11 protein-coding genes are annotated in these 13,758 nt (G+C 55.0%); 5 read left to right on the forward strand and 6 right to left on the reverse strand.

What is annotated here, in order from left to right:
* Window positions 1-217: 217 nt before the first annotated feature.
* Window positions 218-1,780, forward strand: a complete 1,563-nt coding sequence (locus ACTIKR_RS09265) for a Rieske 2Fe-2S domain-containing protein (protein ID WP_442327704.1) — start codon at window positions 218-220, stop codon at window positions 1,778-1,780.
* Window positions 1,781-1,850: 70 nt separating this feature from the next.
* Window positions 1,851-2,849 carry a PDR/VanB family oxidoreductase gene (locus ACTIKR_RS09270; protein ID WP_442327705.1) on the forward strand — a complete coding sequence of 333 codons (999 nt, stop codon included), beginning with the start codon at window positions 1,851-1,853 and terminating at the stop codon, window positions 2,847-2,849.
* A 142-nt stretch (window positions 2,850-2,991) separates the two neighbouring features.
* Here ACTIKR_RS09270 and ACTIKR_RS09275 read toward each other — a convergent pair whose 3' ends face one another.
* Genes ACTIKR_RS09275 through ACTIKR_RS09285 form a run of 3 tightly spaced genes read right to left on the reverse strand, consistent with a single transcriptional unit; the run spans window position 2,992 to window position 6,917 of the window.
* Window positions 2,992-5,076: an acetate--CoA ligase family protein gene (locus ACTIKR_RS09275; RefSeq protein WP_442327706.1), complete on the reverse strand. Its 2,085-nt coding sequence runs from the start codon at window positions 5,074-5,076 to the stop codon at window positions 2,992-2,994.
* A gap of 19 nt (window positions 5,077-5,095) precedes the next feature.
* The gene (locus ACTIKR_RS09280; RefSeq protein ID WP_442327707.1) at window positions 5,096-5,896 is read right to left on the reverse strand and encodes an enoyl-CoA hydratase/isomerase family protein; all 801 of its coding nucleotides are present in this window, start codon (window positions 5,894-5,896) and stop codon (window positions 5,096-5,098) included.
* 28 nt (window positions 5,897-5,924) lie between these two features.
* On the reverse strand, window positions 5,925-6,917 hold the full coding sequence (locus tag ACTIKR_RS09285) for a tripartite tricarboxylate transporter substrate binding protein (RefSeq protein WP_442327708.1): 993 nt from the start codon (window positions 6,915-6,917) through the stop codon (window positions 5,925-5,927).
* 151 nt (window positions 6,918-7,068) lie between these two features.
* Here ACTIKR_RS09285 and ACTIKR_RS09290 point away from each other — a divergent pair, with 151 nt between their 5' ends.
* Window positions 7,069-7,845, forward strand: coding sequence for an IclR family transcriptional regulator (locus ACTIKR_RS09290; protein ID WP_442327709.1), 777 nt, complete (start codon window positions 7,069-7,071; stop codon window positions 7,843-7,845).
* Between the two features lie 121 nt (window positions 7,846-7,966).
* Here ACTIKR_RS09290 and ACTIKR_RS09295 read toward each other — a convergent pair whose 3' ends face one another.
* Both ACTIKR_RS09295 and ACTIKR_RS09300 read right to left on the reverse strand, forming a co-directional pair.
* Window positions 7,967-8,371: a DUF1801 domain-containing protein gene (locus tag ACTIKR_RS09295; protein ID WP_193087496.1), complete on the reverse strand. Its 405-nt coding sequence runs from the start codon at window positions 8,369-8,371 to the stop codon at window positions 7,967-7,969.
* Window positions 8,372-8,564: 193 nt separating this feature from the next.
* Entirely contained in the window at window positions 8,565-9,134 is a 570-nt protein-coding gene (locus ACTIKR_RS09300; protein WP_193087497.1) for a GNAT family N-acetyltransferase, read from the reverse strand.
* A 347-nt stretch (window positions 9,135-9,481) separates the two neighbouring features.
* On the opposite strand from ACTIKR_RS09300, the gene ACTIKR_RS09305 reads away from it, so the two are divergent.
* A complete protein-coding gene (locus ACTIKR_RS09305; RefSeq protein ID WP_193087498.1) occupies window positions 9,482-10,681 on the forward strand; it encodes an MFS transporter in 1,200 nt (399 codons plus the stop codon).
* A gap of 31 nt (window positions 10,682-10,712) precedes the next feature.
* Here the strand turns inward: ACTIKR_RS09305 and ACTIKR_RS09310 are convergent, their stop codons facing one another.
* Window positions 10,713-11,687 carry a glutathione S-transferase family protein gene (locus ACTIKR_RS09310; protein ID WP_193087570.1) on the reverse strand — a complete coding sequence of 325 codons (975 nt, stop codon included), beginning with the start codon at window positions 11,685-11,687 and terminating at the stop codon, window positions 10,713-10,715.
* 378 nt (window positions 11,688-12,065) lie between these two features.
* On the opposite strand from ACTIKR_RS09310, the gene ACTIKR_RS09315 reads away from it, so the two are divergent.
* Window positions 12,066-13,565 (forward strand): catalase, encoded by a 1,500-nt coding sequence (locus tag ACTIKR_RS09315; protein WP_193087499.1) that lies wholly within the window; start codon window positions 12,066-12,068, stop codon window positions 13,563-13,565.
* The last annotated feature ends 193 nt before the right edge of the window (window positions 13,566-13,758 follow it).

Below are 13,758 nucleotides of genomic sequence, written 5' to 3' on the forward strand. Positions count from 1 at the left end.
CCGGTCACGGATGCAACATTGCAGGACAAGCGCCGGAGCGTCCGATTCATTTTACAAATTGTAGTGCAATATCTGTATACAGAATACAAACACAAGGGTTTACCCATATGTACAGCGCTCAGTTGGCGTTTTATTCTTTGTATACAGAGTTCAGTATACATTAAATCAATAATTTAACCGGCAATGGAAATTCACAACCTTTAGAGGAAGCGATGAAATGAGCAGACCAATGGATAAAGCAGAACAGGGCCGAGGCGCCGGCGCCGCAGGTGCAGTGACAAAAAAACTGATTCCTTACGGCGGCTATTACACCAACAAGATTCCAGGCCATGATCCGGAATTGACCGAGGTGGGGCCGGGTACACCGATGGGAGAATACATGCGTGGTTTCTGGCATCCGGTTTGCATGGCAATGGAATTGACCGACACGCCCCGTTTTTTGAAAATCCTGGGCGAAGAGCTGGTGGCTTTCAAGGACGGGAGCGGGCACATTGGTTTGTTGCATGCGCATTGTGTCCATCGCGGCGCTTCGCTGGAGTATGGGGCCATTCAGGAACGCGGCATTATGTGTTGTTATCACGGCATGGTGTTTGATGTTGACGGTACCTGCCTGCGTGCGCCGTTTCCCAAAGGCGAAGAAAAAGAAGCAGAGAAATTTGCCTGTTCGATTCAACAGGGGGCCTACAAAGCGGTGGAACGTAATGGACTTATTTTTGCGTACATGGGCCCGCCGGATAAAGAGCCGCCTTTTCCCGAGTGGGAAGGAAATTTCACCGTTGCACAAGGTGATGAACTGGTGCCGTTCAGCAATTTCCAACATTGCAATTGGCTGCAGGTCCAGGATAATGCGGCAGATAATTATCACACCATGGCACTGCATGCAGCAAAAAATGTGGTCGATGGGCATTATCAAGGCACGACCTTTGATGAAGTTGGCGCCGCTTCTATGGAGGTGCCGCCTGATATGCAATTTATTCCTGTACACCAGGGCCGCAGCCTGGCTTGCTCAGGGGCCCGGCGAGTGGACAAGGACCGTTTGTTTATCCGCGTACAGCACCAGATACTGCCGAATTTGAGCCTGCATGCATATACCTCGGAAGATGGTTCGAATAAAAAGTTGTTCAGCCGCTTTCATATCATCCGCTGGACCGTACCCGTTGATGATGAAAATGCCAAAATGATCGGATGGCGCGTCATGGGTCCAGGGATCGACACGCGTAGCGTGGGAGACAAAGGCATGGTCGGCTATGAAAGCATCGATTTTCTGGAGGGTCAGGTTGCCATGCGCCGACCCGAGCGTTTTGGCAAATATAAGCTGGAAGATATGCCGCCCATTCCACCCAATCACCGGGAGCGGGCCAATTATAAAGAATGCCAGTATGCACCAGGCGATTATGAAGCCATTATCAGCCAGCGCCCGATTGCTATCCATGCGCTGGAAAACCCGACCAAATTCGACGCCGGTTTGTACATGTTCAGGAAACTGTTGCGGGATGCCATTCGGGGCACTAACCCGGCCGCGTCAGCCGACGGATTCAGGCAGTGGTTACTGGAGACGGGCGGTGCACCCAATAGTTATTGCTCGGGCAACGTCTTTGATCTTCCTGTAGCGGAGACCGTTGAGGCTGAAGTGGCGCAGCGTCGATTTGTCGCCAAGCAGATTGTTGCCATTCTAACTGAAAGCGACAAGCACACGGGCCCTGCCCGGGCGGACTTCGTACGCGACAGGATGGAACTGCTGGAAAAAACGGCGAAAGACACTTACGGTAAACAGGTGTAAACGATCAGGCGGGCAGGCAGCCCGCCGTGAGCACGTTTCCAATAACGATATCAAAGATGGTAGACACGATATGAGCACAGATATAGCGACGAATCCGGCGAGCGCGACAGCGTCAACGCTTTCATTGATGGTCAGGCAGATCCGTTATGAGGCCACCGGCATCCATTCATACGAATTGGTTCATCCGCAGGGTGATGATTTGCCGGTATTTACTGCCGGGGCGCATCTGGATATACACATACAGCCAGGGCTGATCCGGCAGTACTCGCTTTGTAATGATCCGACGGACACAAAGCGCTACGTCATTGCTGTTCTGAAGTCCGAGACCGGGTTGGGTGGCTCAAAAACCTTGCATGAAACGCTAAGGGTGCAGGACATGGTTAAAGTCAGTGTGCCGCGCAACCATTTTCCGCTGCAGCCAGACGCCAGAAAAATCCTGCTTCTGGCAGGAGGCATTGGCATTACGCCCTTAAAATCGATGATCCACACCCTTGATAAATGGTCGATGGATTATCAATTGCATTACTGTGCGAGGGACGCGTCCTGCGCTGCTTTCACCGCCGCTTTCGCTGACCATGCAAAGGTGCATTTGCACTTCGACAACGGCGACCCGGCCCGAGGTTTGGATATTGCGGCGCTGCTGAACGCTTCAGAGGACGGCACACACGTGTATTTTTGTGGTCCCCCCGCCTTTATGCAAGCCTGTTCGCAGGCAACACAGGAATGGCCCGACGGGACAGTTCACTGTGAGTATTTCAAGGCGCCAGTGGCTGAGCGTAAAGATAAAGAATCGGATTCAGAATTTGACGGCCGCTTTAAGGTGAGAATAGCCAGTACGGGGCAGCAGATCGGTGTGCCTGCCGATAAAAGTTTGGTAGAGGCGCTGGCCGACGCTGGAATAGAGCTGGAGACGTCCTGCGTTTCAGGCTTGTGCGGGACGTGCAAAGTTCGCTATCTGGAGGGCGAGGTCGACCATCAGGACTACATTCTGAGCCCTGATGAGCAATCCGAATATCTGACTGCGTGTGTTTCCAGAGCGAAAAGCGAACTGCTGGTGCTTGATCTGTGAAGTTTGCGATGACCCATGGCCGAGCCTGCGTTTTGTGGTGTCGGCCGCCAGGCCATGAAGCGATAGCGCCGGCAATCCTGTGTTCATTGCATTGCTCAATCCATTAGTTGACCCGATCAATTGGCCAGATTAGTTACCCAGATTAACCGGCCAGGATCGCGATGCCGTCTGCCGCTTTTACTCCCTGTCCGTCGGGCAGAACAAACAGTGGGTTGATCTCGGCTTCAATAAGCCTGTCTCCCACGCTGGCCACCATATTGGAAAAGTTCACGATGGCTTGGGCCAACGCTTGCTGATCGGCTTTTATGCGGCCGCGATAGCCATCGAGCAGGGGCCAGGTACGCAGATCATGCATCATGTCATAGGCGTCAGCAAGACTGAGCCCACCTTGTTGCGGCAACAGACGCATTGTGGTGTCCTTCAGTAATTCTGCAGTCACGCCGCCCATGCCAAGCAAAATGGCGCTGCCCAGCGCATCACGATGAAAGCCCAGGATCAGTTCGATGCCAGAGGTCACCATCTGCTGTACCAGAAACTGTTCAGGACGCACGCCGGTTTTGGCATAGACTTCTGTTTGCATCCGGGTGATGCGCTCGGCCACATGCTCAGGTGCAACGCCCACGCACACGCCACCAACATCGCTTTTATGCATGATCTGGCTGGACAGTATTTTCAGCACGACCGCAGATCCATATTGCAGGGCGGCCGCCTGTGCCTGTGTCGGATTCGAGACAATGGTTTGTCCGGCGCCGGCAATGCCGAATCGGGAAAACAGGTCTCTGGCCTGGGCTTCGTTCAATGTTCCCGCCGGCAGGTCTGCCAGTGGGGTCGACTGGACAATGCACGGCGCCTGCAGTGCAGGTTCTGCCTGGGTTTGCCACATGGCATCTAGGGCAACAGCGCAGCACTCCGGTTCCATGAATGCAGGTATTTGCCTTTGATTGAGCAGACGGGCCACATTTGGCGCATGCGGGCTGACGAATGCGACAATGGGTTTGTCTGTCTCGGGCAGGCAATCACAAATGGCATCGGCCATCAATTGCGGATTGCCCAGGCTGGACGAACCCACAATCATGACCAGTGCGTCATAGTCGTCACTGGCCGACAGGGTGGCGATTGCGCCACGCAACAGATCAGGCTGTAAACCGGCCAGGGTCACGTCAACCGGGTTGCGATCCAGCGCCGCCGGCATATCACCCTGCAGTGCACGCAATGCGGCTGCGGTCCGGGCGCCTGGCGCCGGGGTTTCAAAACCGGCCACGCCCAGGCTGTCTGACACCAAGGTGCCGGCGCCGCCAGTTGACGTCAGAATGGCGACACGTCTGCCTCGCAGTATGCGTCCGGTCGATAATGCGCTTGGCATATCCAGCAGGTCGCTGAATCGCTGCGCGCGGATCACACCGGTCTGCCGGAACAGGGCGTCATACATCGTGTCCTGACCGGCTAATGCGCCCGTATGCGAGATGGCCGCCTGGGCGCCCGCTTCGGATCTGCCGATTTTGAACGCCACGATAGGCTTTCCCGCAAGTCGCGCCCGCAATGCAGCGGCGCGAAATTTTTGTGGATTGCGTATGGATTCAATATACAGTGCAATCACTTTGGTGGACGCATCGTCAACCAGATAGTCGATGAAATCGGCCATTTCCAGGTCCACTTCATTACTGGTTGATATCAGCTTGGACATGCCGATTCCGCGTGCCGCGGCGCGCGAGAGCAGGGCGCCCAGAATGCCGCCGCTTTGCGAAACCACGCCAACGTCGCCGACCGGGAACTGATCCATTTCCAGCGCTCCGCTTGCAGACAGCGGAATGCCATCGGTCAGATTGACCAGACCAATGGTATTGGGTCCCAGTATTCGCATTGCGCCAGCGGCCTGCCGCAGTTGTTGCTGGCGTTCTTTTCCCTCGGCTCCTGCTTCGGAATAGCCGCTGGCAAGCACGATGGCCGCCGCGGTGCCTTTTTGCGCCAGTTCCCGAACTGCCTGATGCGCACGCCCGGCGCCCAGCAATATGATGGCCACATCAGGAACCGCCGGCAGCGAGTCAATATCCGGATAGCACGGTACGTCGCCAATATGCGTCACGCGCGGGTTGACGGGATAGATGGCGCCATCAAAGCCATGTTTGCGCAAATAGGCCAGGGGCCTTCCCGCTGTTTTTCCCAAATCGGCAGAGGCGCCGATGATTGCCACGCTGCGTGGCCGAATAAGACGTGATATTGCATTCATGATTGTGTTGCTTTTCCCGTTATTTGGTGGTCTTTTTTTCGGCCATTCTGGACAGGAATGCCATCACGGCTTCCCGGTGCTCGGTGCTGGTGTAACAGATGCCCTGGGCCTGGCTCCCCTGGGCAAATGCTTGCGCTGCTGTCAGTTCGAATGTCTGATTCAAGATGGTTTTCCCCAGGGCCAGTGCTGTTCCTGAACCGGCGCTCAGTTCTATTGCCCATTGCTGTGCGTTGCTCAATAATGCGTCGGGCGGGACCACACGATCTGCGATCCCCAGAGCCAGTGCTTCCTGTGCAGCGACGGTGCGCCCGCTGAATATAAGTTCCTTGGCTTTGGGCAGGCCGATGCGTCGTGGCAGAAAGTACATGCCGCCGCCATCGGGAATGAGCCCTCGATTGATGTATGACCAGCTGAAAGTGGCGGCCTCCGAGGCGACGATAAAATCGCAACTCATGGCTGTATCGGCGCCCAGGCCCGAGGCCGCGCCGTTGACCGCAGCAATGGTAGGTTTGGGCATAGTATGCAGCAGCGACACTGCATGGTGGACGCGCTGCTGGCGACTCCAGCCATTGATGGCGACCTCTCCGGGCTGTGCCTGCATGCGCCGCTGCATACCCGCGATATCCCCGCCTGCGCAAAAGCCCTTGCCATTGCCGGTCAGAACCAGCGCCCGAATGGATTTGTCGGCCGCGATTTGTTCCAGGGCCTCAATGAACTCTGTTCGCATATCGTCACTCATGGCGTTGCGTTTTTCAGGTCGGTTGAGAAATACAGTTGCAATACCGGATTGCACCTGGACATCGATCAATGTGTGTGTCATATCACTGCTTCCTTTATTTCGATTGCGACTAGTCCAGCGTGATTTTGCTGGATGAAATTACCTTTTTCCAACGGGCTTGCTCGCCTTTGATATAGTCATCGAGCGCCTGGGGTGTGCCTGTGGATATCACCAGCCCTTCGCCTTGAACCTTTTTCCTGAACGTATCGGTGCCGGCTGCTTTATGCGCAGCGGCATTCAGCGTTGCGATGACCTCCGGCGGCGTACCGGCCGGTGCATAAAGGCCATACCAGCTGTCCAGCACATAGTCAGCTAAACCGCTTTGGGCAATAGTGGGAATATCCGGCAGCGCAGGAGAGCGCTCGGCTGTGGTCACACCCAATGCCCGCAACGTTCCCGCTTCCAAGGAGGGGCCCACCGCAGCGGCAGTGCCGAACATCGTATCGACATGGCCGCCCAACAGGTCATTCAGCGCCGGCCCAGCGCCCCGATAAGGCACATGCGACATATTTATTTTCGCCAGAGACTCGAGCAGTTCGCCGGCCAGATGCGCCGAGGTGCCCACGCCCTGAGACGCATAGGTGAGCGTGCCGGGCTTTTGTTTTGCTGTCTCGATCAAATCCTTCACGGATTTGATCGGACTGTCGGGTCTGACCACGAGCACGCTGGGAGAGTGGCCGATCATGCTGATTGCGGCGAATGCCTTATCGGTATCGTAAGGTAGCTTCGGATGCAGATAGGGATTGACGACATGGGCAAAGGTCGCCATCAGCAGCGTGTATCCGTCGGGGCGCGCCCTGGCCACTTCGTCCGAGCCGATGGTGGTGCCTGCACCGGGCTTGTTCTCTACAATTACCGGTTGTTTCAGCTCACGCGCCATGCCTTCTGCCAGCAGCCGGGAAATCATATCCGTGCCGCCTCCCGGGGCAAAGGGGACAATCAGCCGCACCGGCCGTTCAGGAAAGGCTGCTTGTGCAGCCTGGCTCGCAAAGGCCGCTGTCAGGCCGGTAATTGCCAAGAAGGCTGCCTTCAGGCAAGCGCTTGATATGTTTCTAGTTTTCATGAGGTCTCCTGTCATTGTCTGGTTGTTCAGGCGCTGCCTTGCGGCGGCCCAAGCTTGTGTTGGCGTATCAATATTACGATTGCAGTTTATGCGTTAAACTTGCAATACGTAATAACGAAATTTCACTAGATGGAATTGAAGAGGAGTACGTATGGTCAGCAAAAACGTGCAGGAACGCCTGGATCGCCCGGCTCAAAATCGCTCACTGGAGCGCGGGATCGACATTCTTCGAGCGTTCCGTCCAGGAGCGGATTTGATAGGAAACAGTGAGTTGGCCGAACGCACTGGCCTGGCGCCGGCAACGGTCAGCCGCTTGACGCAAACCCTGGTGCGCACCGGAATGCTTGATTACGAAGCTCGCGAACGCGCCTATCGGCTGGCAGCGCCGTTGCTCAGCTTTGGGCATGCAATGCGTTCGGCGTCGCCTGTGTTGAAAATTGCAGCGCCGCTGATGCAACGCGTTGCCCAGGCGCACAAAATCAATGTGGGGATTGCGGTCATTGACCATGATGAAATGGTCTATCTGGAATCGGTCCGCTTCAATAAGAAAGTCTCGCTGCGCAATGTGGTCGCGGGGCAGCGGGTGCCCATTGAACTGACCTCGCTGGGCCGGGCGTATCTGGCAAGCATGGCGCCGCAGGCGCGCGATGAATTGATGCAACGCCTGCACCTGCGACGCCATGCAGACTGGGCCTCGCTGGAGCGGCAAATTCGGCAATCGCTGCGGCAGGTGCGAAAATCAGGTTTTTGCGTCGCATCCTGGCAGCCGAACGTGATTGCGCTGGCAACGCCATTGCGTTTCAAGTATCAGCCTGTTCATGTGTTGAATGTCAGCGTCAACACGCATCTGCCAGCAGTCGATATCGTGAGCAAACTCAGCCCGGTTCTGATGGAACTGGCCGGCGCAGTGCTTGAGGCAGAAAATTAATGGCCAGTGGCATTACTGTCGGAAGATATAACGGCAGCAATGGATATGAGCCGACGGGACCGCAATTTCAGTTGTGATTGATTTGCCGCAACGCTGGGCGGTCCTGGCTCACGTCGATCAATCAATTTTTCCTGGCTGGAGATTTTTTCGATTGTCTGGCCTGCAGTTTTTGCTGATTGAACAGAACCGCTGCCTGGATAAGTATCTTTAGTGCGGGCTTATTGATCCGGTCGCCTTCAAACAGGTCAATGGCGCGCCATTGTTTTCCGTCCAGCCCGGCGTTAAATAGCTTCTCTGGGTCGGGCAGGTGGGCACCCTGGGAAAAAGTGAGTTTGACCTTGTTCTTGTGCGCGTTACCAACCACAATATTGCCGTCGCGGGACCATACCGGGCTGCCCATCCATTTGAATTCTTCAATGATGTCGCTGTCGGCAGCAAGAATCGTCTTGCGGATATTGGCCAGCATGTTGCCACGCCAGTCTGTGAGTTTTGCAATCAGATCGTCAATGTGTTCGGAGGCTGTCATGGCAACGATTCTCCAGTGTGTTATCTGGTAAATGGCGGGGCAGGTGGATAAAGCCAGATTCCTGTTTGGCATCCTGGCCAGGGTCTCGAACAATAATAATGTCTTTTCATCCCTTGGGTATACAGGCCAAGGCGATCGGGAAACATTTTACCTTTTTATAACGATGCCCTCAGAACCAAGTAGCGTCCCACGATCAATGGGGCGGTTTACCTGTTTTCCAATCGGTTTGTGTCACGCGGTAGAGCACGTGTTGGCGCAAGGGGTGGCCTTCGGTCAGCGCGGGGTGCCCGAAATCATCGCTGGCGTGGTGCCACATACCCAATCGCTGCATGAGCGAGATGGACGGGGTGTTGATTGCCGCAGTGTATGCCACGACCTGTGGTAAGTGTAACGCGCCAAAGGCGTAGTCGAGGGCTGCACGCGCACCTTCGCTGGCGTAGCCCATTTTCCAGTATGGACGGGCGAGCCGCCAGCCAATTTCCACGCATGGCATAAACGGGGCGTCGAAAGAGGGCACGGATAGTCCGATGAATCCGGCAAAATCAGCCACGCCGGTAATCTGTACTGCCCAAAATCCAAATTGCGTGGTGTCAAGTCGGTGCCGTATTCGGGCAGCCAGGGCGTCGCTCTCCTGCCGATTCAGCACAGCGGGAAAATAACGCATCACGTGCGGATCGGCATTCAAGGCGGCAAAGGCGGCTAAATCGCTATCTTGCCATTGCCTTAGCATTAAACGAGGGGTGGATAGAACCGGGGCTGCCATTGCTGACCTTTGACGGAGAGTTCGGGAATATTTTACACGCGAGAGAATGTTTTGTTCACGCCAGAACGTCAGCTATTGCCATCATCTGATTAGAGTGCTTTTGGGCTCGCCTGTCGATGCGATACGTGCCTGGTGCTCATGTTGCCATGAGCGTCGCGAGACCGAAGTCTGATGAAATGATCGCAAGAAACATCGTGTTTTCAGCAGGCGGAAAGCCGATGGGCGGGCCCGGCATGTCAACGGCCTTTCATGCTGCGGTGCGTTACAATCCAAACTTCGATAATTAAAATCTCAATCAGAGGCATCCGTTGAATACGCAGTCGATCTCAATAAATAAAGTCAAGCTCATGCTTTATTTTCTGTTGTCCGGGTTTGTTTTGAGTCAGGCTTATCGTACTATGGGCGGTATTCTTTCCGTGCCATTGAAGACCGAGTTCATGCTTGACAGCGACAGGCTGGCAGGCGTGATCGGTTCTTTTCATATTGCATTTGGCTGCCTGCAGGTGGTGATCGGTATTCTGATCGACAATTTTGGTATTAGAAAAACCATTCTTGTTGTTTCTCCATTTTCAGTGGTGGGCGCGGTGCTGTCGGCCATGGCAGTGTCTCCGGCGATGTTGCAGTGGGGGCAGATTTTGATTGGCTTTGGTTGTGCCCCGGCCTTTTTGGCGTGTATTGTTTTGATGGCCCGGCATTTTTCGGGTAAGCAGTTTTCAATGATGTACGCCTTTGCCTTGGGATCGGGCAGTCTGGGGCTGATTTTTACCGCAACGCCGACCGCCTGGCTGGTTGGTCATTTCGGCTGGCGCAGCTGCTTTTATATTCTGGCGTTCTTGAGTTTTCTGACCTGGCTGCTGATTTACTTTGGGGTTCGTAATGTGGACAGTGAACTGGAGGCCTCATCGCTCAGTCTTAAACAGAAGATCCTTGTGGCAGTGCGTTCAATATCGGGCTATAAGGCCTTGCTGAAAATCCGGGAAACGCCAGGCATTCTGTCGCTGGTGTTCGTCATTTATGCCGCGTTTTTGACGCTGCGAGGCTTATGGCTGGGGCCGCTGCTGGTCGAGCGTCATCACGCAAGCCTGGTTTTTGCGGGGAACCTGGCCCTGCTGCTGTCCATTATTTCCGTGTTCAGCCCGATGCTGTTCGGGCGCCTGGATCCGGGCCCCGGCAAGCGCTATGCGTATTTATGCATGCAGCCCTGGGTTCTGGTGATTGCGTTCGTTATCCTGGCTTATAGCCAGCAGCTGTGGCTTAGTATCGCCGCAATCGTCGTTATAGCGGTCGGCGCCGGCAATACCGTCTGGCAACTGGCCGATGCCAAGGAGGTATACCCTCAGAACATGCAGGGCCGTGCCATTGCGCTATTTAACACGTCGCTGTTTCTGGGTGCATCATTTATGCAATGGATCTCGGGCAAGGCCCATGATTTGTTCAACCTGCAGGGCGAAGACATTTTTACCTCTGCCTTTCTAATGTCAGCGATTGTTTTGTCCATAGGGATTATGGCATACATCATATTGCGGCGGCCTGCACGCCGCGTTTAAGCGACGGGGCAGGCACTATGGCTTGCTGCATTTATAGCTTGCGGCTGGGCGGGCGTTCCAGATCCAGAATCGGGCCCAGCGGAACGATACCATTCGGATTGATGGTCTGGTGGCTCTGATAGTAATGCCGTTTGATATGATCAAAGTCGATGGTGGCGGCAACGCCCGGCCATTGGTAGAGTTCGCGGGTGTAGCTCCACAGGTTTTCGTAGTCGATCAGGCGTCTGAGATTGCATTTGAAATGGCCGTGATACACCGCATCAAAGCGGATCAGGGTAGTGAATAGGCGCCAGTCGGCTTCGGTCACTGTCTGCCCAAGCAGATAACGGCGCTGGCCCAGTTCGGTCTCCAGCGCATCCAGTGTGGCAAACAGACTGGTTACTTCTTTTTCATAAGCCGCCTGATCTGTCGCAAAGCCCGCCTTGTACACGCCGTTATTGATGTTGTTGTAAATTCGCGCGTTGACCTGATCGATTTGCGGCAACAGCGCAGCAGGGGAGAAGTCAACAGGTGTTGCGCCAATGCCATCAAATGCGCTATTGAGCATGCGGATGATCTCCGCTGATTCGTTGTTCACAATCGTGTTGCGTTCCAGATCCCACAGGACGGGTACCGTGACGCGACCACTATAGTCTGGCTGCGCTTTCAGATAGACTTCATACAGATACCGGGCGTTGCCGACCGGATCGCCCACGACTCCAGCGCCTGGTTCAAAGGTCCAACCCTTGTCTCCCATGTACGGATTGACAACGGACACGCTGATCTTGTCTTCCAGGCCTTTGAGTGCGCGCAGGATCAGTGTGCGATTTGCCCAAGGGCAGGCCAGTGACACATAGAGATGGTAACGACCGGCTTCGGCCCGGAAGCCGCCTTCGCCGCTCGCACCGGGGCTGCCGTCTGCTGTGATCCAGTGACGAAACTGCGCGTCGCTGCGGACAAAGCGGCCGCCGCTGCCGGCCGTGTCATACCACTGATTCTGCCATTTTCCGTCGATTAATAGTCCCATCATATTCCTTGCTATTGTGCTGTCGGATCGGATTCGCTGATGATTTGCCGGCCTCTGGCGGACCAGGTCATCGCCGGCTGCAGCCGGTAACCAAATGCAGGCGCATACAGCAGCGCGTCAAGGGGGCATCATACTTTTGCCGGATACAAGCCTTCGAACGAATCCGTGCAGCCTATGATAGCCCTGGTGCTATGACATTGCAAAGAAGGTCGCGGTGTTCAGGCGAAAAGGTCGTGCGCCTGCCGCTATCCGATCGGATGAAACATGAGTACGATAGACTGGCCCAATCGCGGCCGAAAATGGCCTATATTAACGGTGTGAAGCCGATCATTGCAGAGATCGCTTTGCTTATTTTTTGTGCAACAGGAGATGTTTTCCATGAATGAATCAGACAAAAAGCCCGCTTCCGGATCTACCACAGGCGCTGGAGCGCCCGCGCAAAGCGATCGCAACTCGCTTACTGTCGGACCTAACGGGCCAATTTTGCTTCACGACGTCCATTTTCTTGAGCAAATGGCACACTTTAATCGCGAAAAAGTGCCGGAGCGTCAGCCACATGCAAAGGGGGCCGGCGCATTTGGCGAGTTCGAAACGACGGAAGACGTCTCTGCATACACAAAAGCCGCAGTTTTTCAAAAAGGCTGTAAGACCGAGATGCTGGCGCGGTTCTCTACCGTGGCCGGGGAAGCAGGCAGTCCTGATACGTGGCGCGACGTGCGCGGCTTCTCCCTGAAGTTCTACACCGACGAGGGTAACTACGATCTGGTGGGCAACAATACCCCGGTCTTTTTTGTGCGCGATCCGATGAAATTCCCGCACTTTATTCGCAGCCAGAAACGGTTGCCCGATTCCGGATTGCGCGACAATCATATGCAGTGGGACTTCTGGACCAGCAACCCTGAAACAGCGCATCAGGTCACCTATCTGATGGGCGAACGTGGCCTGCCGCGTACCTGGCGTCATATGAACGGTTACGGTTCACATACCTATATGTGGATCAACGCCGCGGGTGAAAAATTCTGGGTCAAATATCATTTCCATACAAACCAGGGAATGGCGTTTTTCAGTAACGAGCAAGCCTCTGCAATGGCGGGTAAAGATGCCGATTTTCACAGGCGTGACCTGTTTGATGCCATTGCCCGCGGCGAGCATCCAAGCTGGGTGCTGTCGGTGCAGATCATGCCTTATGCCGATGCCGGCAAGTACCGTTTCAATCCCTTTGATCTGACCAAAACCTGGTCGCACAAAGATTATCCGTTGATCAAGGTCGGTACGATGACACTGAACCGCAATCCCGAGAACTTTTTTGCACAGATCGAACAGGCTGCGTTTTCGCCTGGCAACGTGGTTCCGGGTATCGGCCTGTCTCCGGACAAAATGCTGCTGGGACGTGCCTTTGCGTACAACGATGCGCAGCGCAATCGCATCGGCACCAATTTCCATCAGTTGCCGGTGAACCGTCCCAAAGTTCCTGTCAATACCTATATGTTCGATGGTCAGATGGCTTATGAGCACAGTGGTAATGCGCCCGTTTACGCGCCCAACAGTGCCGGACGTGACTGGGCCGACAGTACCGGGAAAATGGACGACGGTTGGGAAACAGATGGCGATATGGTTCGGCAAGCCTATTCGCTGCATGCCGACGATGATGATTTCGGCCAGCCCGGCACGCTCGTCCGCCACGTCTTCAATGATGAGCAACGCAACAAGCTGATAGAACAGGTGGCCGGCAGCTTGCTGGGCGGTGTACGCAGCCCGGTCCTGGAACGTGCCTTCGACTACTGGAAGCGTATTGACGCGGACGTTGGACGTCGCATTGAAGAAAAAGTGCGTGCAGGCAATGCACCCGAGCCGGCTACCGGTGAAGGCGAAGCCTGACCTGCGATGCACCGGCTCGCGCGCGAGCGCCCAAATGCGCCTGACTTAAGTGACTGGCGTAAATTACTGGCTTAAGCAATGATTTAAGTGATGAGCTTATTCGATATGTTTTAGCGATGTGATTAAGCGGGACAAAGGCGAGTTGAAAAAGGCCCTGGAGCGTTGAATGCCAACTGTAATGGTTGATATTTCA

The sequence above is a fragment of the Advenella sp. genome, assembly GCF_052108595.1.
Classification (GTDB): domain Bacteria; phylum Pseudomonadota; class Gammaproteobacteria; order Burkholderiales; family Burkholderiaceae_B; genus Advenella.